The sequence below is a fragment of the Nitratireductor sp. OM-1 genome (genome assembly GCF_003296175.1).
GTDB lineage: Bacteria > Pseudomonadota > Alphaproteobacteria > Rhizobiales > Rhizobiaceae > Nitratireductor > Nitratireductor aquimarinus.
The window spans coordinates 2155495-2178317 of record NZ_CP029208.1 but is presented as its reverse complement, the minus strand read 5'-3'; the positions used below and the strand labels follow the sequence as shown (position 1 = coordinate 2178317).

General features: G+C 63.7%; 11 protein-coding genes. 5 read left to right on the top strand and 6 right to left on the bottom strand.

Going from position 1 to position 22823, the window contains the following annotated elements:
• Positions 1 to 68 precede the first annotated feature (68 nt).
• The 4 genes from DEJ54_RS10205 to DEJ54_RS10190 all read right to left on the bottom strand — a co-directional run bounded on the left by DEJ54_RS10205 (position 69) and on the right by DEJ54_RS10190 (position 4945).
• Entirely contained in the window at positions 69 to 827 is a 759-nt protein-coding gene (locus tag DEJ54_RS10205) for a response regulator transcription factor (protein ID WP_113154468.1), read from the bottom strand.
• A gap of 442 nt (positions 828 to 1269) precedes the next feature.
• On the bottom strand, positions 1270 to 1947 hold the full coding sequence (locus DEJ54_RS10200; RefSeq protein WP_245447486.1) for a Crp/Fnr family transcriptional regulator: 678 nt from the start codon (positions 1945 to 1947) through the stop codon (positions 1270 to 1272).
• Positions 1948 to 2324: 377 nt separating this feature from the next.
• Positions 2325 to 3539 carry a polysaccharide pyruvyl transferase family protein gene (locus tag DEJ54_RS10195; protein WP_162742253.1) on the bottom strand — a complete coding sequence of 405 codons (1215 nt, stop codon included), beginning with the start codon at positions 3537 to 3539 and terminating at the stop codon, positions 2325 to 2327.
• Positions 3536 to 4945: a hypothetical protein gene (locus DEJ54_RS10190; RefSeq protein ID WP_245447484.1), complete on the bottom strand. Its 1410-nt coding sequence runs from the start codon at positions 4943 to 4945 to the stop codon at positions 3536 to 3538. The genes DEJ54_RS10195 and DEJ54_RS10190 overlap by 4 nt, the downstream gene beginning before the upstream one ends.
• Before the next feature lie 274 nt (positions 4946 to 5219).
• On the opposite strand from DEJ54_RS10190, the gene DEJ54_RS10185 reads away from it, so the two are divergent.
• The 5 genes from DEJ54_RS10185 to DEJ54_RS10165 all read left to right on the top strand — a co-directional run bounded on the left by DEJ54_RS10185 (position 5220) and on the right by DEJ54_RS10165 (position 20742).
• On the top strand, positions 5220 to 5975 hold the full coding sequence (locus DEJ54_RS10185) for a glycoside hydrolase family 16 protein (RefSeq protein ID WP_113156208.1): 756 nt from the start codon (positions 5220 to 5222) through the stop codon (positions 5973 to 5975).
• 305 nt (positions 5976 to 6280) lie between these two features.
• Positions 6281 to 8254 carry a non-ribosomal peptide synthetase gene (locus DEJ54_RS10180; RefSeq protein WP_113154465.1) on the top strand — a complete coding sequence of 658 codons (1974 nt, stop codon included), beginning with the start codon at positions 6281 to 6283 and terminating at the stop codon, positions 8252 to 8254.
• The gene (locus DEJ54_RS10175; RefSeq protein ID WP_204360790.1) at positions 8251 to 16311 is read left to right on the top strand and encodes a non-ribosomal peptide synthetase/type I polyketide synthase; all 8061 of its coding nucleotides are present in this window, start codon (positions 8251 to 8253) and stop codon (positions 16309 to 16311) included. The genes DEJ54_RS10180 and DEJ54_RS10175 overlap by 4 nt, the downstream gene beginning before the upstream one ends.
• Positions 16311 to 19133, top strand: a complete 2823-nt coding sequence (locus tag DEJ54_RS10170; RefSeq protein ID WP_113154464.1) for a condensation domain-containing protein — start codon at positions 16311 to 16313, stop codon at positions 19131 to 19133. The genes DEJ54_RS10175 and DEJ54_RS10170 overlap by 1 nt, the downstream gene beginning before the upstream one ends.
• Positions 19036 to 20742 (top strand): hypothetical protein, encoded by a 1707-nt coding sequence (locus DEJ54_RS10165; protein WP_245447480.1) that lies wholly within the window; start codon positions 19036 to 19038, stop codon positions 20740 to 20742. The genes DEJ54_RS10170 and DEJ54_RS10165 overlap by 98 nt, the downstream gene beginning before the upstream one ends.
• On the opposite strand, the gene DEJ54_RS10160 is transcribed toward DEJ54_RS10165, so the two are convergent.
• Positions 20712 to 21518, bottom strand: coding sequence for a 4'-phosphopantetheinyl transferase superfamily protein (locus tag DEJ54_RS10160; RefSeq protein WP_113154463.1), 807 nt, complete (start codon positions 21516 to 21518; stop codon positions 20712 to 20714). The two genes, DEJ54_RS10165 and DEJ54_RS10160, sit on opposite strands and share 31 nt — an antisense overlap.
• On the bottom strand, positions 21508 to 22686 hold the full coding sequence (locus tag DEJ54_RS10155) for a DegT/DnrJ/EryC1/StrS aminotransferase family protein (protein ID WP_113154462.1): 1179 nt from the start codon (positions 22684 to 22686) through the stop codon (positions 21508 to 21510). The genes DEJ54_RS10160 and DEJ54_RS10155 overlap by 11 nt, the downstream gene beginning before the upstream one ends.
• Positions 22687 to 22823 lie beyond the last annotated feature (137 nt).

Here is a 22823-nt window from a genome sequence, read left to right as displayed (position 1 = left end):
ACCAAAACAAACAAAAAGGCTGACCTCGCGGTCAGCCCCAGTCTGTCATCAAACGAGCGTACACTCCGTCAGGCCTGCATCTCGCGAATTTTGTAAGCGACCTCGGTTCTGTTGGTCGCGTTCAGCTTCTTCATGATGTTGCGAATGTGCACCTTCACGGTGCTCTCGCAGAGCTGAAGTTCATAGGCGATGATCTTGTTCGCCTTGCCGCGCCGGAGCGCTTCCGCCACTTCGGCTTCGCGGGCGGTGAACAGATTGCCAAGCCCGACAACACGACTGCTGTTCGAGTTGATGACATCGCGCATGGCGAGCACACCGCTCGCCGGCACGAACACACCGCCTGCCCGGGCCAGAAGGATCGCCTCGGCGGCGACATCGACCCCGACATTGCTCGGGATATAGCCTTTCGCGCCGGCTTCCAGCGCCTTGAGGATCTGTCCCAGATCATCCGTATCGGCGATCACGATCACCGGCTGTTCTTCGAATTCCTCGGCCAGGTCATGAATTTCCGCGCAGATCCCCTGTTCGGAAATCTTGCGGCTCCCGACAATCAGGAGAACGGCCTCGGGATGACGTCCTCCGGAGGCCTTGTGCCATTCTTCCGAAGAACCGACTGCAACAATTTCAAGAGAAGGATTTTGTGTTTCCAGGCTGCGGGCCAGGCATTCCCGGTCCAGCACCCGGGGATCGATCAAAAGAACAAGTTCGCGATCAGCGTCCTTGTCCGCTGCGTCCCAGTCCTTTCGTGACGATGCCGCAAGTGCACCGCCGGACGCATTCATGATCCCATGTAAATCACTGCTATGTCCTACCTTTGCCTGTTCCATTTCAAATGCTCCCCAACACTCACTCAAACCAAGCCCCAGTGACATCGGAAAAGCGCTATATTTATTGTTTGCACACCCCGCCCGCCCCGCCGATGAACTATCGGCAGAATGAAACCTCCCCAAGAGGCTTCCATCAGGACTATCACTTGGAGATTTATTATCCTCACAATTGGGGATAATTTGCATTAACATGGATCAATGCATTTAAAGAATCATTCAAAATGATTATACTTGCAAAATAGATACTTAAAGTTGCAATCAGATGATAAATTCGCGCCACTCGCGAATTTGGTTCTCTTCATTTCATAACCACTGCGCTCCGCACAGGGCATACCGCGCATACATCTGAAGTCTAATACTGATTATATCAAATGCGCTTCGCATTGCGGCAATCACGATTATGGGAGCCGCGCGAATACCCCTTCCGTGAGTGCCCGAGGGGTCAGTTATCCACAGGCGCGGCATCCGCATCGGAAAGAGCCAGATAGGCATCATCGAAGCCGCTGGCCGTGATCAGGCCGGCGCGGTTCTGAAACGTCACCACCCCGCCCCGGAAGGAGACGTACCCGCCCTCGCGCAGTTTGCGCAGAACGCGATTGACGTGAACCACCGAAAGGCCGAGCGCATCGCCCAGATCGACCTGGGTTAGCGGACAGGCGAAGGAACTGGCTCCCTGCCCCTCATAGAGGCCGACTCTGAAGGACAGCTCGAGCAGAAGATGCGCCACCCGCTCGAATGCGCCACGGCGGCTGATATTGACGAAATGCTCGGCCGCACGTGCGTACCGCCGGGCCATTCCCTTGAGAACGAACTCGCGCACATGCCGGGGATAGGTGGAAAGGTTTTCGTAGATCGCACCGGGAAATTCGAACAGCGTCACCGATGTCAGCGCCCGCACCTCCTCGCGCGACCACTCGGTTGATCCCACGGTGATCACGTCACCGGTCAGCGAGAAATCGACCACGGTTCTGGAGCCGTCTTCCAGCTCCTTCCCGTTTGCCACCCAGCCCGAAATGACCAGAAGAACGGCGCGCTTTTGCCCATCCATATCGGCAATCGTGTCGCCACTCGCGTAAAGACGCTTTCGCAGAGCCGAGCCGTTTGCCTTGCCAGCGCCCATTCCAAACAGGCCCCGCGCCGTCTCAGCCTCCAGGTAGTGCAGTATTTCTCTATAATTATCGGAGCCCCGAGCCCGCATACTTCCCCGCTCTTTGCGCCACTTCTGGCCACCAGGCTGACCGGCATGTCGACCAGAGGCAGTCATGTGGCTTCTAACCACGAACTAAACGCCCTGTTCGTAAACCCGGTTCCATAAAACTGCTTTCGCAGTCGCAGACCCCGCCCCACGATCAGGAGACACGCGGATAAGTCTCTAATTAACATGGTATTCTGCCCTAATCACAAATATGTCAGCCAGCCCCAATTTCACCGAATAATGATTATTTCTTCGATTGAGGGCCGGATTGACCAATTCGCACGCCGATTTACAGCGAAGCATCACGCTGAAGCGCGATCCGCGGCGGGCGCTGGCATTTTCATGTCGCGCGTGAGTCTGAGGATCGCTCCCCGTGCTCCGGCAACGCAAAGACGGTGCGTTTCTGGGTCAATCCCCTGTTCCAGCGCCGCCAGCACGCGCTTCGCGATGGCTGCTTCATCTTCTTGGTGCGCTGAAACGAAGAAGGGTTCACGGGCGGTGAGCCGGAAGAAGCCCTTCACCTTCTGATCCCATCCAAGCCCCACGGCAGGAATGCGCAGTGCATAGGCCGTGATGCAGGCATGCAGCCGATGAGCCACGAGCCCGTCGAGACTGCCGATAAGGGCAATCAGTTCGTCGGGAGATGATGGCCGCGCGACAACACCGCACCGCCCCGTCATGCGCCCGTCGGTCTCGGGAAGGTCAAGCCGGACCCGCTCCAGAAAAGCCTGATCCTCCAGCGCGCCATTGGTGAAGAGCACCACATCGCAGCCCGCGTTCAAAAGCTGCCCGGACAGGCTCCGATAGCTTTCGACCGACGCAAGGGGAATGGCCTGCGCATCGCCGCTTGCATGCCGATGGAGAACGACCGGATGAGTGACGCACAGGCCGACAAGCGGGCGGACCCGGTGGGCGTGCCCATGGGATTGTTCCGCCCGCTCCACCGTCAATGCGGGATCGGGCGCGAGGCTCGCATCCCGCCAGTCGGAAAAATGCGCCTGCCAGTTCTGCAAAGCGCCCGCATCGCGCACCGATGCATGAAAGACCCGGCACTCCCGCAAGAGACCGAACAGCGCCGCCGCGCGCGGCGACCAGTGGCTGCTGACGCCCACGGCAAAAACGCCAACCGGCGTGTCCGTCTCCCGGCAGAGGTCCAGCACCTGCCCGACCTTCAGCGGAAAATTGAGATCGTCGTCCTGAAAGAGATTACCGCCGCCGATGACAACGAAATCGGCAGCCTCGATCCTGCGTTTCCAGACCGGGCGCAGCGCCGCAAGACGGCGGCCAAGCACGCGCTCCACGACCATGCGGCGCACCGGCGCGGGCATCGTGCCCAGCAGGCGCAAAACACCGAAGCGCCGGCTGTCCGCAGCGCCATAAGCGTCGCGCCCGGCAAGATCCACCGTCTCGACCTCAGCGCCCGGCAGGGCCTTTGCAAGCTCGCGCTCAAGGCATTCGGCCAGAATGCCGTCCCCCAGATTGGGGCTGTAGCGCACATTGAAGACCACGACCCTCACGAGACCGTCTCCAGACGGGTCCTGCTGCCGGCGCCGGCCGCCACCGGCTCGCTGCGCAGGGCGGCGGCAGATCCGGCAAGGATGAAGAATAAAAGCCCCAGATCGTAGACGGTGCCTGAAATCATGGCCTCGCAGAGACCGGCAAACACGCCGGCCTTTGCCGCCCGCGTGGCGGCCCGCTCAAAGCGCCCGGCATCGCTGCGCAGCATCAGCGTGTTGCCGACGAACAGCGCAAACAGGATCGCGCCGATGAGACCGACATTGGAGAGGAGAACCAGCGCATAGCTGGAAGCGCGCGCGCTGCCGAGCCCCGCACCCCAGCCCCAGGTATCGAGGAAAACCTGGAACGCAACCGCATTCCACTGCATGCGCTCCCGCGCCGACTGGCTGCTGAGCTTGGAGTAGAGCGTCTCGTCGAGGAATGACTGAACGCCATCGGCAAATCCCGGCGCGAAGACCAGAACAAGCATGAAGCAGAGTGGAACGCTGAGGAGAGCGAGCGCTATCGCCGCCGGTCGACCGGTGACGCCATAGGGGCCGGTTGCCGGCAGCGCGCGCCATGACAGGAAGACCATGACGGCGGCAAGGCTTACCAGCGCCGTGGTCGAGGTCGACAGAAGAAGCGCCAGGAGGAGAAGGCCCGCAATGACGCCGGTTGTCATGGAGCGCGTGCGGTCGAGCCACAGGCTGGCCGTGAAGGCGAAGAGAACGATGGTGTAGCCCGCAAAGGCCGATGCTTCGGGAAAGGTGCCGGAAATGCGCTTGAAGCCCGCTTTTTCCGAGCCGGTCAGAAGCGCGTAATTCGCCGTGCGGATGAAATCGAAGAGATAGGCCGTGCCCGTGCGATAGGTGACGACATCAAGCAGCGCAAAGACGAGGTTGGCGACCGCCAGAACCAGCATCGCATTCACCACATCCCGCGCCGTGCCGCCGCGTTTCAGATAGGCATAGGTGAAGGCGAAGCAGAAAAGACCGCCCAGCGCATAGACCGTTTGGGTGATGTTGTTGCTGGAGAACGACAATGGCGTGAGATCGATGATCCGGTGCCCTGCGGAGGAGCGCAGCACGATCATCGTTTCTGTGACGCCTTGAAGAATGCGCGGGAAGAAAAGCGCGGAAAAGACACCATAGACCGTGAGCAGAAGCAGCCAGATGCCCGGCGAGGATGACGAGACGGCTGCGAAGACCGGGCGCTCGCCATGCGCCATGAAGAGACGCAGGCAGAAAAAGGCCAGAAGCAGGCTCGGCACGAGCACCGAAGCGCCGCCGAGACCCGGCACGCCAAAGGCTGCCGCAGCGCCAAACAGCGTGGACAGGACGATGACGTAGAATGCCATGCGCGGCGGCGCCAGAAGGACCACCCCACCGAGAACAAGCGACAATAAACCCAGTAATTCGATGCGCATGGCGCGCCTCGCCCTTTAGCCGCACGAGCGGCGTAAACCCGGTCGAGGATACCACGCATGCAATGGAGCGTCCCTGTTTCGGGGATACCTCTTATGGACAGTGGGACCGCGATTGGCTGAATTCCGGGATTGGCAGATGCAGTGATAATCTGCCGCCCGGGAGGTTGCCGCATTGCCGTTTTCCTCAGATACATCACGCGCTTCTGGCGCATCACGGATCTCGGCGAAACGCCGGTTCCTTGTGTTCGGGTTTGCCACGGCCCTTACGCTCGGCATGCTCAAGGCCAGCGCCAATGACGAGCCGGGCACAGAAGCCGACCGGCTGGACATTAACGCGATGCGCCTGTCGTTCGACGAGGATTTCACAAGTCTCGACGTTTCGGCCTGGGGACCGGGCACGCGCTGGATCGCGCATACGCCCTGGTCGGGCGATTTCGGCGGTGCGCGCTTTGCCGATCCCGGTCAACGCACGCCTTTCAGCATCGAAGACGGGATGCTGAAGATCGAGGCAAAACGCGACCCGGAGGGCGACTGGCAATCCGGCCTGCTCGCCTCGATGGACCCCAAGGGCAACGGCTTTGCCCAGCAATACGGCTATTTCGAAATGCGCGCCCAACTGCCCGACGGCCCCGGCGTGTGGCCGGCCTTCTGGCTGATCGGCAAGGACCGCTCGCAATCCACCGCAGAGATCGACGTGATCGAATTCTACGGCGACAAGCCGGATGGCTATTCATCGGTCGTGCATATCTGGCACCGCGACGGACGCCATTATTCGCGCTTTCACCGCAACAATGTCTTTGAGGATGCGCGACCGGGCGACTTCCATACCTATGGCGTCAGGATCGACCGCGACTGGATCCGCTTCTATTTCGACCGCACATTCGTCTGGAAGACCGAAACGCAGGAAGAGCATCGCCAACCACTCTACATCCTGCTCAATCTGGCTCTGGTCGACGGACCGACGAAGGACGAGGCCCCCGACCCCTCGCACATGATCGTCGACTATGTGCGGGCCTACCGCCTTGATTGACGGGCGGCCAATGCCCTTCCGGAGCCGCAAATGCCCCCTCAGAGCCCCGGGGCTTAATGCTTTGGGATAGGCCTTCACCCCCTCCCGCAGGACCCATCGCCGAATGACCTAGATGGGTAAAAACCTAAGACCTCCGGTCGGCGCGGGGCTCATCCAGATGGCCATCTGTTTCTTTGGCCGCCCACGTGGAAGTCTTGGCGTTGAAGGCATGAGAACCAATTTTTCTCCCGCGCCACAACTATAAACAGTGAGCATTTGCAGATGCTTGAAATATAGGCGCGGGCTTTTTCGGGCGGGGCGTCTACATGCATCGAAACCAGAACGACACCGAGCTGTCCATTTCCGGAACGGCCGTTTCTTCCAGTCATCATTCACAGCACAGCGCGGAGCGCGGCTACGACCGCGACGCAACGGTTCACGAAACCGTGGAGGCGCTGGCGCGCCAGCGCCCCGATGCGATTGCGGTCGGCTTCGACGACGAGCGCCTGACCTATGCGGAACTCGACCGGCTGGCCGCAAAACTCGCCGCCCGCCTCACCGCGATGGGCGTGCGCAGGGGCGACATAGTGGGCCTGCTTCTGCCACGCGCGCTGAAGACGCTGGTTGCCAAGCTGGCGATCCTCAAGGCGGGCGCTGCCTATGCGCCGTTCGATCCGGCCTATCCTCTGGAACACCTTTCCTACATGACGCAGGATTGCGCGCCGCGCGCCCTGATGATCGACGCCGAAAGCGCAGATCTTGCAGCCAGACTTCCCATAAGTGCAGAGCGCCTCATCGACATTGACGCGGCCATGACCGGGCTGGCTGAAGACAATGCGCCGACCGGCAGCGCCGTGGCCGTCTCGGGCGGTGATGCTGCCTATGTCATGTACACGTCGGGCTCGACCGGGCGGCCCAAGGGCGTGGTCATTCCCCATCGCGGCATTCTGCGGCTGGTGCGCGCGCAGAACTATGTCGACTTCCGCCCGAACGATGTGGTGCTGCACACGGCGACAATCTCTTTCGACGCCGCCACATTCGAGATCTGGGGCGCGCTGCTCAACGGGGCGCGGCTTGCCGGCATTGGCGACCGCACGCTTTCCATGCAGCGCATTGCCCGAACGATTGATGATGAGCGCGTCTCGGTGATGCTGCTCACCACGGGGCTGTTCAACCTTCTGGTCGATCATCCGGGCGGCAGGCTCACCTCGCTTCGGCATGTGTTTTTCGGCGGTGAAGTGGCGTCAGCGGATCATGCGCGGCGGTTTCTCGCCGCTCACCCCACATGCCGCCTGACCAACGCCTATGGGCCGACCGAGGTGACCGTCATCGCCTCGACTTTCGAGGTTCCGGCGGATTTCCGGGACGACGCGATGCCGATCGGCCACTCCATCGCGCATAGCGGCGTTCACATTCTTGATGATGATCTTCGCGCGCTGCCGCCCGGCCAGGAAGGACAGCTTGCGGTTTCCGGCGACGGGCTCGCCATCGGCTATCTGAACCGGCCGGAACTGACGCAGGAGCGTTTCGTGACGATCCGCACCGCAGACGGCGAAAGCCTGCGCGTCTATCTGACCGGCGACATGGCGGTGATGGAGGCGGACGGGCTCCTGCATTTTCGCGGTCGCCGCGACCGGCAGGTCAAGATTGACGGCAAGCGCATCGAGCTGGACGAGATCGAGACCGCGCTGCGCCGTGACGCGCATCTGGCAGACGCCGTGGTGCAGTGTCATCAGGCTGGAACGGCCAAACGGCTGGTCGCCTATCTGCGCCCGCGCCCGGAGGGCGGAGCCATAAACGGTTATGACGAGTTGGGCTTTGCCGCATCGGTTCTCGGGCGGCTGAAGGGCGTCCTGCCGGCCCATATGGTGCCGGGGCGAGCCATTGTTCTGAACGAATTTCCCATGAACCGCGCCGGCAAGGTGGACCGTGCGCGCCTGCCGAACCCGGCCGATGCTCCCGCTTCCACACCGGCTGCGGCGACGCCCCCTGCAGAGGGCATGGAGGCCGTCGTCGCGCGTCACTGGCGCAGCGTTCTTGGAACGGACGCCATCGGCCCGGACCAGAACTTCTTCGACCTCGGCGGCACGTCGATGCAGCTGATGCGCATTCACGCAGCACTCGAACAGGAACTTGGCCGCGCCATCGATGTGGTGACCCTCTTCGAGCACCCGAAAATCCGCATCCTCGCGCGCTTTCTCGAGAAGCAGGCGGCGGACGGCCCGCAGACCGCCGCCGCCCAGAGCCGCGCCGCGAGGCAGAGACAGGTCATGTCGCAATTCCGCCGGAGCAGAGCATGAACGGGCAGAGCACGAAAGAGCACACGACGCCGAACGAACACGCACCGATGGCGGAAGACGATGCGGGCATTGGCAGCATCGCCATCATCGGCATGGCCGGGCGTTTTCCCGGCGCGCCCTCGGTCGATGCGCTGTGGCAGATGGCGCGCGAAGGGCGGCATGCCTTCCGCACCTTTGCGCCCGACGAGATCGAAGACGCCTATGACGACGCCACCCGCGCGTCGCCCGACTATGTGCCCTCGCGGCCCTGTCTGGACGATGTGGGCATGTTCGATGCGGAGTTCTTCGGCATGTATCCGCGCGAAGCGGCGGTGCTCGACCCGCAGTTCCGCCTGTTTCTGGAGCTTTGCTGGGAAGCGCTGGAGAGTGCTGGCTGCGATCCCTTCGCAGCGAAGGACGCCATCGGCGTTTTCGCCGGATCGTCGCTGAGCACCTATCTCATCAACAACATCCTGTCCGACCGGAAGAAGGCGGAGGCCTTCACCTCCGGCTATCAGGTGGACATGTTCAACGAGCTGGTGGGCGCGATCAACGACACGCTGGCGACGCGCGTGGCCTACAAGCTGGACCTGAAAGGGCCTGCTTTCACCATCCAGTCGGCCTGCTCCACATCGCTTCTGGCGGTGACGCAGGCCTGCCAGAACCTCCTGACCTATGGCTGCGACATGGCGCTGGCCGGCGGCGTGTCGATCTCGGTGCCGCAGAAGCGCGGCTACATCCACATGGAAGGCGGCATGGTTTCGCCGGACGGGTTCTGCCGCCCCTTCGACGCGCAGGCGGGCGGCACGGTGTTCGGCAATGGCGGCGGCGTGGTGCTTCTGAAACGGCTGGAAGACGCCATCGCGGATGGCGACACGATCCACGCCGTCATTCGTGGCTATGGCGTCAACAATGATGGCGCCGACAAGGTGGGCTACACCGCGCCCAGCGTTTCCGGTCAGGCCGAAGCCATTGCGATGGCGCTTGCAAGTGCGGGCGTCGATCCGGCGAGTGTTGGCTATATGGAGTGCCACGGCACCGCCACGCCGCTCGGCGATCCCATTGAGTTCAACGGCCTGATGAACGCCTTTGGCAGCGCCGGCCCCGAAGGGCACTGCGCGCTGGGCTCCGTCAAAGGCAATATCGGCCATCTGGATGCGGGCGCGGGCGTGACCGGGCTCATCAAGGCGGCGCTCGTGGTGCGCGATGGTGAAATCCCGCCGGTGGCGAATTTCGTGTCGCCCAACCCCCACATGGCGCTCGAAGGCAGCCCCTTCCGCATCCCGACAGGGCTAACGCCATGGAAGGCGGAAGGCGCGACACGCCGCGCCGGCGTCAGTTCCTTCGGGGTTGGCGGCACCAATGCGCATGTGGTTCTGGAACAGGCTCCCGAAACCAGCACGCTGGAAGACCACACCACCCGACCACTCATCCTGCCGCTTTCCGCGCGCAATGAGGCGGCGCTCGCCGCCATGCGTCAGTACCTGGCCGATGCGCTGCGCAAAGGCGCACAGCCGCTTGCCGCCGTGGCGCACACGCTTCAGGAAGGAAGGCACGCTTTTGCCCATCGCTCAGCGGTCGTCGCACGCACCCGCGACGAGGCGATTGCCGGGCTGGAGGCCGAACGCCCGATCAGCGGCGAAGCAGCACCGGAAGCCCCGCCCGTGGTCTTCATGTTTCCGGGCCAGGGCGCGCAGCATGTGGGCATGGGCGGCGCGCTCTATGAGAGCGAGCCTGTCTTTGCCGAGTGGATCGACCGGGGTGCCGCACTTCTGGAACCGCTGATCGGCTGCGACATCCGCGATTTCATCCGCCTGCCGGAGAGCGGCGCGGCAGAAGGGCTTGCCGAAGCGCTGCGCGACACGCAGATCGCGCAGCCTGCGCTCTTCCTCGTCGAATATGCGACGGCGAAACTCTGGATGAGCCGGGGCCTGATGCCCGACGCCATGATCGGCCACAGCGTCGGCGAGTTCGTCGCCGCGACGCTTTCCGGCACGATGCATTTTGAGGACGCGCTGCGTCTGGTGGCTGCGCGCGGCCGGCTGATGCAGGACCAGCCCAAAGGGGCCATGGTCTCGGTGCGCGCCGATGCCGAAACGGCTGCCGCACACCTGACCGACGGGGTGGAGATCGCCGCCGTCAATGCGCCGAAGCTCAGCGTCATCTCCGGCACGTTCGAGGCCATGGATGGAACATGCGCCGCGCTCGATGCCGCAGGCATTGCCTACAGCCGGCTGCACACCTCGCATGCCTTCCACTCGGCCATGATGGACGAGGCGGCGCACGCGCTGGAAGAGGAGACGGCGAAGGTCCAATACGGCCCGGCGACCATTCCCTACATTTCCTGCGTCAGTGGCGACTGGCAGACCGATGCGCAGGGCGCGTCACCCGCCTACTGGGCGCGCCACTGTCGCGACGCTGTGCGCTTTGCCGATGGCATTCAGGCCATCGCGCGCGACCGCCAGCCGGTGTTCATCGAAAGCGGCCCCGGCCGCACGCTTTCGGTCTTCACCGCGCAGACGCTGAAGCGCGACGCCATTGCCGCCATCATCCAGTCCCTGCCCGAACACGACCGCGCATCCTTCGGCGAAGAAGCCTTCGCCGAGGCGCATGCGCGGTCGTGGATCGCCGGCTGCGCACTGGACTGGCCGGCCCTGCCGGAAACGGCGCGGCGGAAGATCCCGCTGCCGACCTACCCCTTCCAGCGCCAGATGCACTGGATCGACGCACCGAAGCCGGAAAACCGGGCGAGCGCCACGACCGATGCGCCGCAGGCGGAGCCTCAGCCCGTGGCCCCGGCCCAGACCCAGACCCAGACCCAGACAACCATGACAGACGGAACGAGCCCAATGACCGCTGCACCTTCGACAACCGACCGGCCAGCCATGCTGGAAAGCGCCCTGATTGCCCTTCTCGCCGACCTTTCGGGCGAGGAGATGCCTGACGACGCGGCCGGCGCGACCTTTCTTGAGCTTGGCTTCGATTCACTCTTCATCGGCCAGTTCGCGCAGAAGGTGGAGAAGGAATATCGGATCAAGCTCTCCTTCCGCGAATTGCTCGGCAACATTCCGACCATTCATGACTTGGCGCGACACCTGGATGCCGAACTGCCGGCAGATGCCTTGCAGACGGCTTCTCCCCCTCCGGTGAAACAGGTCCCCCCCACGCCGGACGTCGCGCCCGCTGCGCCATCTACCTCGGTGAATGGAACCCCACAGCCGCCTCTCGGGCTCGAGGCGCTGTTCCAGTCTCAGTTGCAGATGGCGCAGCAACTTTTTGCGCAGCAGATGCAGACCATCCAGTCGCTGGGCGGCACGGCGGCAGCGGCAATGCCGCCTCCCGCCGCACAGGAGGCCGCGCCCCCTGCGCCAGCGCCCTCCCCTGCCCCGACACCCGAAACAACCGGTGATGAAAGCGAAATCGGCGGCAGCCGCATCCGTGTCTACAAGCCCGGCGCACAGGCCGGCGATCAGACGCTTTCGCCCGTAAAACGCGCCTTCATCGACGATCTGGTGGCGCGTTATTGCGCGAGGAACGCAGGCTCCAGGGCGTTCACGCAAAAGCACCGGCCGCATCTGGCCGATCCGCGCGCAGCCTCGGGCTTCCGCTCCGACTGGAAGGAAATGGTGTTTCCCGTCGTCTCCGACCGGTCAAAGGGATCGCGCATCTGGGACATAGACGGCAATGAGTATATCGACCTCGTGAACGGCATGGGCCAGACGGCCTTCGGCCATGCCCCCGATTTCGTGACCGAGGCGATCCGCGCGCAGGTGGACAAAGGCTTCGCCATCGGGCCGCAGACGCCGCTTGCCGGCGAGGTGGCCGATCTCATCAGCGAGCTGACCGGGCACCAGCGCGTAACCTTCTGCAACACCGGTTCCGAAGCGGTGATGGCTGCCATGCGGGTTGCCCGCACGGTGACGGGCCGCGACCGCATCGTCGTGTTCGGCAATGATTATCACGGCCAGTTCGACGAGGTTCTGGTGAAGGGGCGCAGCCGCGCGGGACAGCACCGGACGCTGCCGATTGCGGCGGGCATTCCGTCGGATTCACTCTCGAACATCACCGTTCTGCCCTATGGCGCAGCGGAGAGCCTCGACTGGATCCGCGCCAATGCGGAGGACATCGCCGCCGTCATCATCGAGCCGGTGCAGAGCCGGCATCCCGAATTGCAGCCTGTCGAGTTCGTGCGCGCGCTGCGCGCGGTGGCGACGGAACGCGATTTCGCGCTGGTCTTCGACGAGGTGGTAACCGGCTTCCGCGTCGACCCCGGCGGCATTCAGGCCCTGTGGGGCATTCGCGGAGACCTGGCGACCTATGGCAAGGTGCTGGGCGGCGGCATGCCCATCGGCGTTCTGGCCGGCGACAGCCGCTATATGGATGCGCTGGATGGCGGTCGCTGGGACTATGGCGATGACAGCGTGCCCATGGTCGCGCCGACCTTCTTTGCCGGCACCTTCGTGCGGCATCCGGTGGTGCTGGCGGCAACCCGCGCCGTGCTGCAACACATCAAGGGCGAAGGCCGCGCGCTTTATGACCGGGTGGCCGGTCGCACAGAAGAACTGGTGACGGAGCTGAACGCGCAGCTTTCCGAGCGTGGCATCGCCATGCCGATCCACGGCTACAAGAGCTGGTTCGTGACCGATTTCGGCAATGCCGATCCACTCGGCTCACTGTTCTACCCCCATGCGCGCCTTCAGGGCCTGCATGTGCAGGACGGCTATCCCTGTTTCCTGACGACCGCGCATTCGGAAGAGGATTTTCAGCGCATTGCCGCCGTGTTCGCAAACACGCTCGATGCCTTGCAGGGAGCCGGCATTCTTCGCGGTGAGGACGCGCAGAGCGCCCCTCTTTCAAAGCCCGCGCCGGAAGTGACGAAAACGGAAACCCCGCCCGCTCCATCGCAGGCCCCGCTGACCGAAGCACAGAAGGAAATCTGGCTTGCCGCGCAGGCGGGCGATGAAGCCTCGTGCTCGTTCAACGAATCCTTCAATCTCACGCTCGATGGCGCCCTGGACGAAGCCGCTTTCCGTCGGGCGCTCGATCTGGTGGTGGCGCGGCACAATGCGCTCCACATCAGATTTGCGCGCACCGGCGAGCATTTCGAGGTGATGCCCGATTTCCGCATTGAAATGCCGCTGACCGAGATTTCCAATGAAGCGGCGCTGGCCGCGATCATGGACCGCGAGGCCCGCACCGCCTTCGATCTGGTCAATGGACCGCTGGCGCGTGCGGAACTCGTGAAGCTTTCGGCAGACCGGCACGTGCTCGTGTTCACCGCACACCACATTGTGTGCGATGGCTGGTCGGTGAATGTGCTGGTGGAAGAACTGGCCGAAGCCTATTCGGCGCTCGTGAAGGGCGCGACGCCCGACCTGCCGCCGGCGCTGGCCTTCTCGGCCTATGCGCAGGACCGGGCGAACCGGCCCGGGGCGAGCAGCGAGACGGAACAGTTCTGGCTTTCGCAGTTTGAGACCGTGCCGGATCTGCCAGACATGCCCACCGACCGGCCACGGCCGGAACGGCGCAGCTTTGCCGGCGGCACCTGCACCGCGCATATCGGTGAGGACACCTACAAGCGACTGAAGAAGGCCGGCGCAAAGAGCGGCGCGACGCTGTTCTCGACCCTGCTGGCAGCGCTGCAGGTGATGGTGTCGCGCCTTTCCGGCAGCAACGACATCGTGATCGCCGTGCCTTCGGCGGGCCAGAGCCTTGTCGGCGAAGAAACGCTGGTCGGCCATTGCGTGAACCTCCTGCCGCTGCGCCAGACGCTGGACGAGGACCGCGCCTTCTCCGCCCATCTGAAGGACACACAGACGCTCGTTCTGCAGGCCTTCGAGCATCAGGACTACACCTATGGAACGCTGGTGCGGAAACTCGGGCTGAAGCGTGACCCGAGCCGCCTGCCGCTCACCGAAATCCAGTTCAACCTGGAGCGCATGAGCAAGGGGCTCGACTTTGGCGGACTGTCGGCGAACGTGACGCCCAATCCCAAGGCGTTTTCCAATTTCGACATGTTCCTCAACATGATCGAGAGCAGCGACGGCATCCGCATTGATGTCGATTACAATGGCGATGTGTTCGACCCGGAGACCATTGAGCGCTGGCTCGGGCACTTCGCCACGCTGGCGGCGGCGCTGGCCGACGACATCGATGCGCGGATCGAGCGCCTGCCGCTTCTCTCGAATGACGAGGCGGCATGGCTGACCCATGGTCTGAACCAGACCGAGACGCCCTATGAAAGCGAGCGCTTCGCCTTCGAACTTTTCGGCGACCGGGCTGCTGAGACACCTGACGCCATCGCAGCCATGCATGGCGATGAAACGATCACCTATGGCGAACTGGATGCGCAAAGCTGGCAGCTTGCCCGCCTGCTTCAGGAAAAGCTCTTCATCCCCGGCCGTCGCATCGCGGTGGCGCTGGACCGGTCCATCGACATGCTGGTCACGCTGCTGGCGATCATGAAGGCGGATCACATCTATGTGCCGCTCGACCCGGATCATCCCGAAGCGCGTCTCAGCCAGACCATGGACGCAGCCCATATCGCCGCCGTGATCTGCCGGGATCAACGCATCGCCGCGCTTGCAGGCCACGATGTGCTGCCGATCCGGCTGGATCAAGAACGTGCGGCCATTGCCGCGCAGGATGCCGCGCCGCTTCAGATCCGCGCGCATGGCGTATCGCAGGCGGCCTATATCATCTTCACATCCGGCTCGACCGGTGTGCCCAAAGGGGTGGAAGTGCCCCACAGCGCGCTGGTGAACTTCCTCACATCCATGGCGAAGGAGCCCGGTTTCACGGCGCAGGACACGCTTCTGGCCGTCACCACCATCTCCTTCGACATTGCTGCACTCGAACTCTATCTGCCGCTCATCTGCGGCGGGCGGGTGGTGATCGCCGACCGGCAGCAGGTGCAGGACGGGTTTCAGCTCGTGCACCTTCTGAACGCGTGCGGGGCGAGCGTGCTCCAGGCGACGCCGACGCTCTGGCAGATGCTGATCGAGGCGGGGCTTGGCGAACGTCCGACGCTCAAAATGCTGTGCGGCGGCGAGCCCCTGCCGCCGGCGCTGGCGCGCAGCCTGATCGAAACCGGCGGCGAATTGTGGAACATGTACGGACCGACGGAAACGACGATCTGGTCGTCCGTGGCGCGCATCGATGATGCGGATGCGCCCATCACCATCGGCCATCCGATCGCCAACACGCAGCTTCACATTCTCGATGCGCGGGGCCGGATCGCGCCGGTTGGCGTGACGGGCGAGCTGAACATTGGCGGCGATGGCCTCGCCATCGGCTATTTCGAGAATGGCGAACAGACCCATGCGGCCTTCCGCAACGTCTCCATTGGCGGCGTTCCGCAACGGCTCTATAAGACGGGCGATGTGGGGCGGCGCATGCCAGACGGCTCGCTCCAGCTTCTGGGCCGCCGCGACAACCAGATCAAGCTGCGCGGCTTCCGCATCGAACTTGGCGACATCGAGGCGGTGGTTTCGGCGGCGGAGGGTGTGCGGCAGTGCGCGGTGGCCGCACCCGTGAACCGCAATGGCGACCGGCAGCTTGTCTGTCATGTGGTGCCCGATGATCCAGCGAACCCGCCACGCCCGGATGCGCTGAGCGCGCATGCAAAGGCGCATCTTCCCGGCCACATGGTCCCCGCCTTCTGGGTCGAGGCCGAGGCGCTTCCGCAGACGGCCAATGGCAAACTCGACCGCAAGACGCTGGAACAACAGGGCATTCCGCATCAGGAAGCGGCCATCATCCGAACCGCGCCGCGCACACCGATGGAGGAAAAGCTCTCGGCCATCTGGCGCGACGTGCTGAACATTCCCGAGATTGGCGTCGAGGAAAACCTCTACGCGCTGGGCGCGGATTCGCTCAGCATCTTCCGCATCGCCGCAAGGATGATCGACGCCGGCCTGCCGCTGGAGGCGCGGCATCTTCTGCAGCACCCGACCATCGGCGAACTGGCGCTGATCGCCGGGGAAGCAGGCGATGAGCCGGTCAATGGCGTGCAGCCGCATGTGCCCTCGCTCAAGGATTTCCGGCATGGCGCACGCCGCCGCATGGAGGCGCACTGATGACCGACACGGAGCACCGCCCGCTTGCCGAGGGGGCAGACGAGATCATCGGCGAATTCCCCTGCACTCAGACGCAGTTGCGCTGCTGGTTTCTGGACCGCTTGAGCCCGGGAAACCCGGCGCTCAACGTGGCGGTGCGCTGGGAGATCCGGGGGGATTTCAAGACCGAAAGCATCGAAACGGCCTTTCGGCAGATCATCGACAGGCACGAAATCCTGCGAACGCGCTTTATCGAGACGGGCGGGCAACCCGTACAGCAGGTGGTGCGGGCGGTCTCGTTTCGCATGCCGGTGATCGATCTGCGCCATGTGCCGGCCGACCAGCGCGAGGCGCGCATCCAGTCGATCAGCAGGGAGACGGCGGCGGCACCCTTCGATCTTGGCCAGGCGGGGCTCTTCCGCGTCACGCTCCTGATGGTGGAGAACCGGCGCGGCTTCATCCTGATCACCGCGCATCAGTCCTGCTTCGACGGCTGGTCGATCCGGGTTCTGGGGCGCGAGCTTGGCGAACTGGCAGCCGCCATCGACGCCGGACGCCCGGCGCAGCTGCCGGAACTGGCGCTGCAATATGGCGACTTCGCGCTCTGGCAGGACGAGTACCGCAACAGCTACGGTTTTGAGACGGAGAAAACCTACTGGCGCGAGCAGCTGCGCGATGCGCCCTATTTCGAGATCCCGCCCGACCGGCCGCGTGGGCGCGTGAAGACCAGCCGTGGCGAAATCCTCTCCGCCGTGCTTCCGATGGAGCTCGGTAAGCGGATCGAGGCGGCGGCGCGGGCGCAGCATGTTTCGCTGTTCAGCTATGGCGCGGCGGTGATCAGCGCAGCGCTGCATCACTATTCCGGCAGCCGCGAAATCCTGTTCGGAACGCAGATCGCCGGGCGTGAGGATGTGGATCTGGAAAGCCTGATCGGCGTCTTCATCAACAATCTTGTGCTGCGCTTCGACATTGCCGACGATCTGAGCTTCGCCGATCACCTGGCGCGGGTGAGCGCCACGGTGGGGGCCGCGCTCAATCATCAGAAAATGCCGTTCAACAATCTGGTGGAGCTGGTCAATCCCGCACGCGATCCCTCGCGCAATCCGCTGGTTTCGCTGAACTTCAACCAGCAGAAGGCGTTTCTGGAAGACACGCGCTATGGCGATTTCGAGCTGATCAGCGCGCCCTCGCAGTCGCCGGGCGTCATCTACGATCTGAACTTCATCATGATCGGCCGCCCGACCGGCTGGCGCATGTCGGTGGAATACAACACCGATCTGTTCGATGAGGCGACGGCGCAGGAACTGCTCGACCTCTGGCAGAAGGCCTATGCCTTCGCGCTGACCGACCCGCAGGCGAAGATCGGCGACATGAAAGGCCCCGTGCGCGCACCCGCATCACCGAAGGAGACGCGGGCAGAGCCGGATTCGCGCGTGGAAGCCCTGCTTCTTGCGCATCGTGACGTGGCCGATGCGGCGGTCAGGCGCGATGCCTCCGGTGCGTCTCACGCCTATGCGGCGCCGGCTGCCGGCCTTGCCACACCGCTTGAAACGCTGCCGGCGCATCTCACCGCCTATCTCGCAGAACGGCTGCCTGACGACGAGATGCCGGCAGGCATCAGCATTCTGCTTGCCCTGCCACGCCGGGCCGACGGCGCGCTGGAGGATGCCGCCCTTCCCATTCCTGCCCCCATGCCCACGCCCGCCGCACCACAGGTCGCGCGCAAAGTGGCCGCGCCAGCAGATCGGGAGGCGGAGCTGGGCCGGGTGTGGGCGCGCGTTCTCGCTGTGCCGCAGGTGCAGGGAAGTGATGATTTCTTTGCGCTCGGCGGCCATTCGCTTCTGGCGCTGCGCATGTTCTCGGCAATGCGCGAGACCTTCGGCGTGCAGCCGGACCTGGCGGTGCTCTTCAAGGAGCCGACGCTTTCAGGCTTTGCCCGCGCGGTCTTCGGTGAGGCGGAAGCACCGGTCGCAGACCATGCACCCGCTGCACCGCCTGACGTTGAAACGGCGGAGCAGAGCCCGGCGATCATCGACTGGGAAACCACCATCTACCGGCAGGGCAGTGGCGATTGCGCGATCTACACGCTCAATCACCCCTTCCTCTATTACCGGATGGCCAAAACGCTTCCCGGCCATGCCTCGGTCGTGAACCTGCACATGTTCAACGCCCGGATCAATGCGGAAACGGAGAACCTGACGCTGGAACAGATCGCCGGCGATGCGGTGGACGCCATGCAGCTTGGCGACCGGCCCAAAACGGTGGCGCTGGTGGGGCTTTGCGTGAACGGCATTCTGGCGGCTGAGATGACGCGGCAGATCCGCCTCAAGGGCCACGATGTGCGCTTCGTGGCGCTGATCGACAGCTGGGCTCCGGGCTATGTGCGCTCGCAGCCACGCTTCACCCGCTGGCGCTGGAACACCGAGAAACGCGCCAAGCGCCTGCTCTACTTCACCGGCAAGCTGATCCGCGGCCGCATTTCGATGATGACCTATCTGAAGGAATTCAGCTTTTCGCTGAAGCTGGTGGAGCGCTATGCGCCGGACCGGGCGCTGAACCCCGAGGAAGAGGCAAACGAGGCGGTGACGCAGTTTCTGGTGCGGGCGGCGCGGCGCTACACCCCGCGCGCGCTTGATGGCGAAACGGTGCTCCTGTTCCGCAGCCAGGCGAACCATCCGCGCGCCAAGCCGCTTCTGTTTGGCTGGCGCGGTTTCGTGCCGGATGATTCACCCGTGTTCGACCTGCGTGGCTGGCACGAGGATTCGCTCAGCGACAGCGGCATCGACAAGCTCTCGACCGTGCTCGGCGAGCGCCTGGAACTGGGAGGCGGCTCTGAACGCTAGGGCGAAACCGACAGGCAACAGGAAGCCGCAGGCGCGTCCCCTGCGGATCGGGATTGCGCGCGCCATCGGGCAGACCTTCGAAAACTGGGAACTGCTTCTGATCGAGCGCCTGCTCTCGGACCGGCGCTTCAGGCTGGTCTCGTTCCTCACCGGTCCCGCTCCACACCATACGGCCCGACCCGGCCTTCTGGCCAGAACGGTGGCGCGGATCGACAATTCGCTTTTCGCGCGCCAGCCCGCCTATCGCGCACGCCGCTTCGAGCGCGCGCGCAGCTCCATCGTGAGCATTCCGCTGGACGAAACCGGAGAGAACAGCGACCGCCACGGGCTGCAGCTCGATCTGGTGCTGCGCCATTGCGAGGGCGCGCTGCCGGAAACGCTGACCGAAAACCTTCGCTTTGGCATCTGGTCGCTCAGCCATGTCTTCACCCAGTCCGGCCCCGTGAACTGGGAGGGCATGGGCGATGTGGCCGAAGGCGCGCCGACCAGCCATCTGTCGCTTTTCATTGAGACTGCGCGCCAGCCGGAACGGCGCGCGATTGCGGAGGCCGAGTTCAATGTGAAGTTCAGCGCCGCGCGCAACAACGCCTTCATGAAGGAGAAATCGGTTCTGCTTCTGGTTCGGGAACTGCGGCGGCTGGCCGAGACCCGTAAACTGCCGAAACCGTTGAAAGCGGCTGACAGTGTTCAACCTGCTGCACCGCCCGGCCTTCTGACGACCGGTCGCTATGCGGCAGCACTTGCAAAAAACGTGACGCAGCGGGCGCTGAAATCCGTGCGCCGCGCCTCCCATCAGGATACGGCAGTGTGGACGCTCTACAGCGGGCGCGGGTCCATTGATGATTTTGATCCGAGCGAGGCTACGGAAATCCCGCCAACGGACACGGCCATCAAGGCCGATCCCTTTCTCTTTCACCATCAGGGAAAGACCTATCTGTTCTACGAGAATTACGGGCGCGGCGACACCAGGGCGCACATCGCGGTCGGCGAGATTACGCGGCGCGGCTTCGAACCCATCGGCATTGCGCTTGGCGGAGACGAACACCTCTCGTTCCCCTTCGTTTTCAAGCATGGCGACGAGATTTTCATGATGCCGGAAACGCATCAGCGAAAGCGCATCGAAATCTGGCGCGCGGTCAGCTTTCCGCTGATCTGGGAGCCCTATTCGCGGGCGCTCGAAGGCTGGTCGGCCGCCGACAGCACGCTGTTCCACCATCGCGGCCAGTGGTGGCTTTTCACCAATCTGTCAGAGCATCACGCTTTCGAAGATCATTGCTCGGCGCTCTACGCTTTCCAGGTCGATGGCCCGGAACTCAACCGGCTTGTGTCGCACCGGCGCAACCCGGTGGTGATCGGCAGCGCCACGGCGCGCAACGGTGGCCGCATCTTCTCGCGCCATCGCCGCCTCTACCGGCCCGCGCAATACAATGCCCATGGCATTTACGGATACGGTCTCAACATCATGGAGATCGAACATCTGGACATGGAAGACTATCGGGAAACCTGCGTGCGACGCATCCTGCCCGACTTCAAGCCGGGCCTGAGCGGCTGCCACCATTTCGATGCCAGCGGCTCCCGCTACATACTGGATGCACGCCTCAACGCCTGAGAGCGCTCAAGGCGAGCGCCCGGATGCCACGCGCCGCGCGTTTCACGCCCCGGAGCAGATTGCCTGCGGCCGCGATAGTTGAGCGCAACGGCGTTGCCGGCCGTCATCGCGGCCACCGCACCGATATAGCCGCGCGGCAGCGCCAGGTTGGCAAGCCGCCACTGGGCCGGTGCATCGGCAACGCCATCGAGCCTCAGAAGCCGCGGCTGACCTTCCGGCTCGATGGTGACATCGAAGGATTCAAGCGGCAGCGAAAGCCCTGCCCCGTGCGCCTTCACGAAGGCTTCCTTGCGGGTCCAGCAGCGGAAGAACGCTCCCAGATAATCCTGCGAGGGAACGGCGGCGAGCGCCTCGTTCTCTGCCGGCGAAAAGAAATGCGCGGCCAGGTTTTCCCGAAACGGCAGAACGCGCTCGATGTCGATGCCCAGCCGGTAGCGGTCCGATACGGCGAGCACCGCCATGCCCCCGCTATGGCTCAGGTTGAAGTGCAGCGGCGGCTCGCCGCGTCCGGCCAGCCGTGGTTTGCCGAAGGCATTGTAACTGAAGGAAAGACGCCTTGCGGGAACACCGAGATACGCCCCCAGAATGGCCCGCAGCCGGCCCCGGCCGGCGATGAAGCGCAGGCGGTGCCTCTCATGCACGAAGCGTCCTGCGCGTGCGAATTCCGCCTCATCGAGAGCGGAGACGAGCTGCGGCAGCGCATCGAGCGGAACATCGAGCGACCATTGCCAGACATCGATCGTGCTGGCGCCAATACCGATCGGTTTAAGATGCATAGGACAACCGCCTTTCCTGTGAACTCTGGCCGGCCATGCGGCGGGCAAGATAGGCCATGAGCGCCGTCGGATAGTTCTCGCCAAGGCTGATGCGGCAGGTGCGCTTGAGAATGTCGAGCGAGCGGGCGCACGTGTCCGGCCCGTAATCCACGCTGGCCTTTGCCCAGCCATAGGGGTTCATGGCCGGATGGAAGGCGCGCTTTTCAAGGATCGGCGTCCAGTGGGTGCAGACATGACGGCTGGAATCGAAGACCCGATACACGCCGCGCCTGTGTTTTGCGGCAAACGTCTTCGCCTCGTCTTCGGTCTCGAAGAGAAGGTGAAGGCCAATCGCATTCTGCGGATCATTGTGCGGTCCCAGCCGGAAGGCGTCGCAGCCCGACAGGATGCGCGTCATGACCTGATGCCGCCGGCGCATCCGCTTCAGCATCGGGTCGAGTTTCGCGAGCTGCACATTCAGCATCGCGCCCTGGATCTGGCTTGCCTTGAAGTTCACGCCAAAGAAGCTCGGCTCATTGTAATTGTCGAGATGGCCGCGAAAGAGCTCGCCCACATCGTGATACATGCGCGCACGGGCAAAGAAGCGGTCGCTCTGCGAGGCCACCGCCCCGCCCTCGCCGATATTGATGTTCTTGAACTGGTTGAAGCTGAACGCGCCAATGTCGCCAATGGTGCCCACGCGCCGGTCGCGATAGGTGACGCCGACCGCCTGGCACGCATCCTCGATGACGAGCAGGCCATGCTTTCGCGCCAGCGCCATGATCGCTTCCATGTCGCAGACCATGTTGGCCATGTGCACGGGCAGGATCGCGCGGGTGCGCGGCGTGATCCGGCGCTCGATGTCGTCGGGGTCCATGGTCAGCGTTTCGTCGATGTCGACAATCACCGGCACGGCCCCCACCGCAAGCACGGCGGCGGCGGTGGCGATCCACGTATAGGCGGGCACCAGAACCTCATCGCCCGGCCCCACGCCTGAAGCTGCAAGGCCGCTGATCAGCGCCCCGGTGCCGCTGCTGACGGTGAGCACATGCCTGATGTCGAACTGTTGCGAAAACGCCTTCTCGAACCGGTCGAGCGGTCCTTCGCCCGGTCCCCCATAACGCGCCAGACGACCAGAGGCGATGACCCTTCCGATGGCCAGCCACTCACGCAAACCAACCTTTGCCATAGTGTTTTCCCGCTTTGCCGGCGGGCGGCTTCATGCCCGGTCTGCGCGGTGCGCAGAAGGGGCACGTCGCTTGCGCCGCGGCGCCCCATTTACGCTTCGAGCCTATGCCGCGCCCAAGGGGTTTTCAAATAATCCAA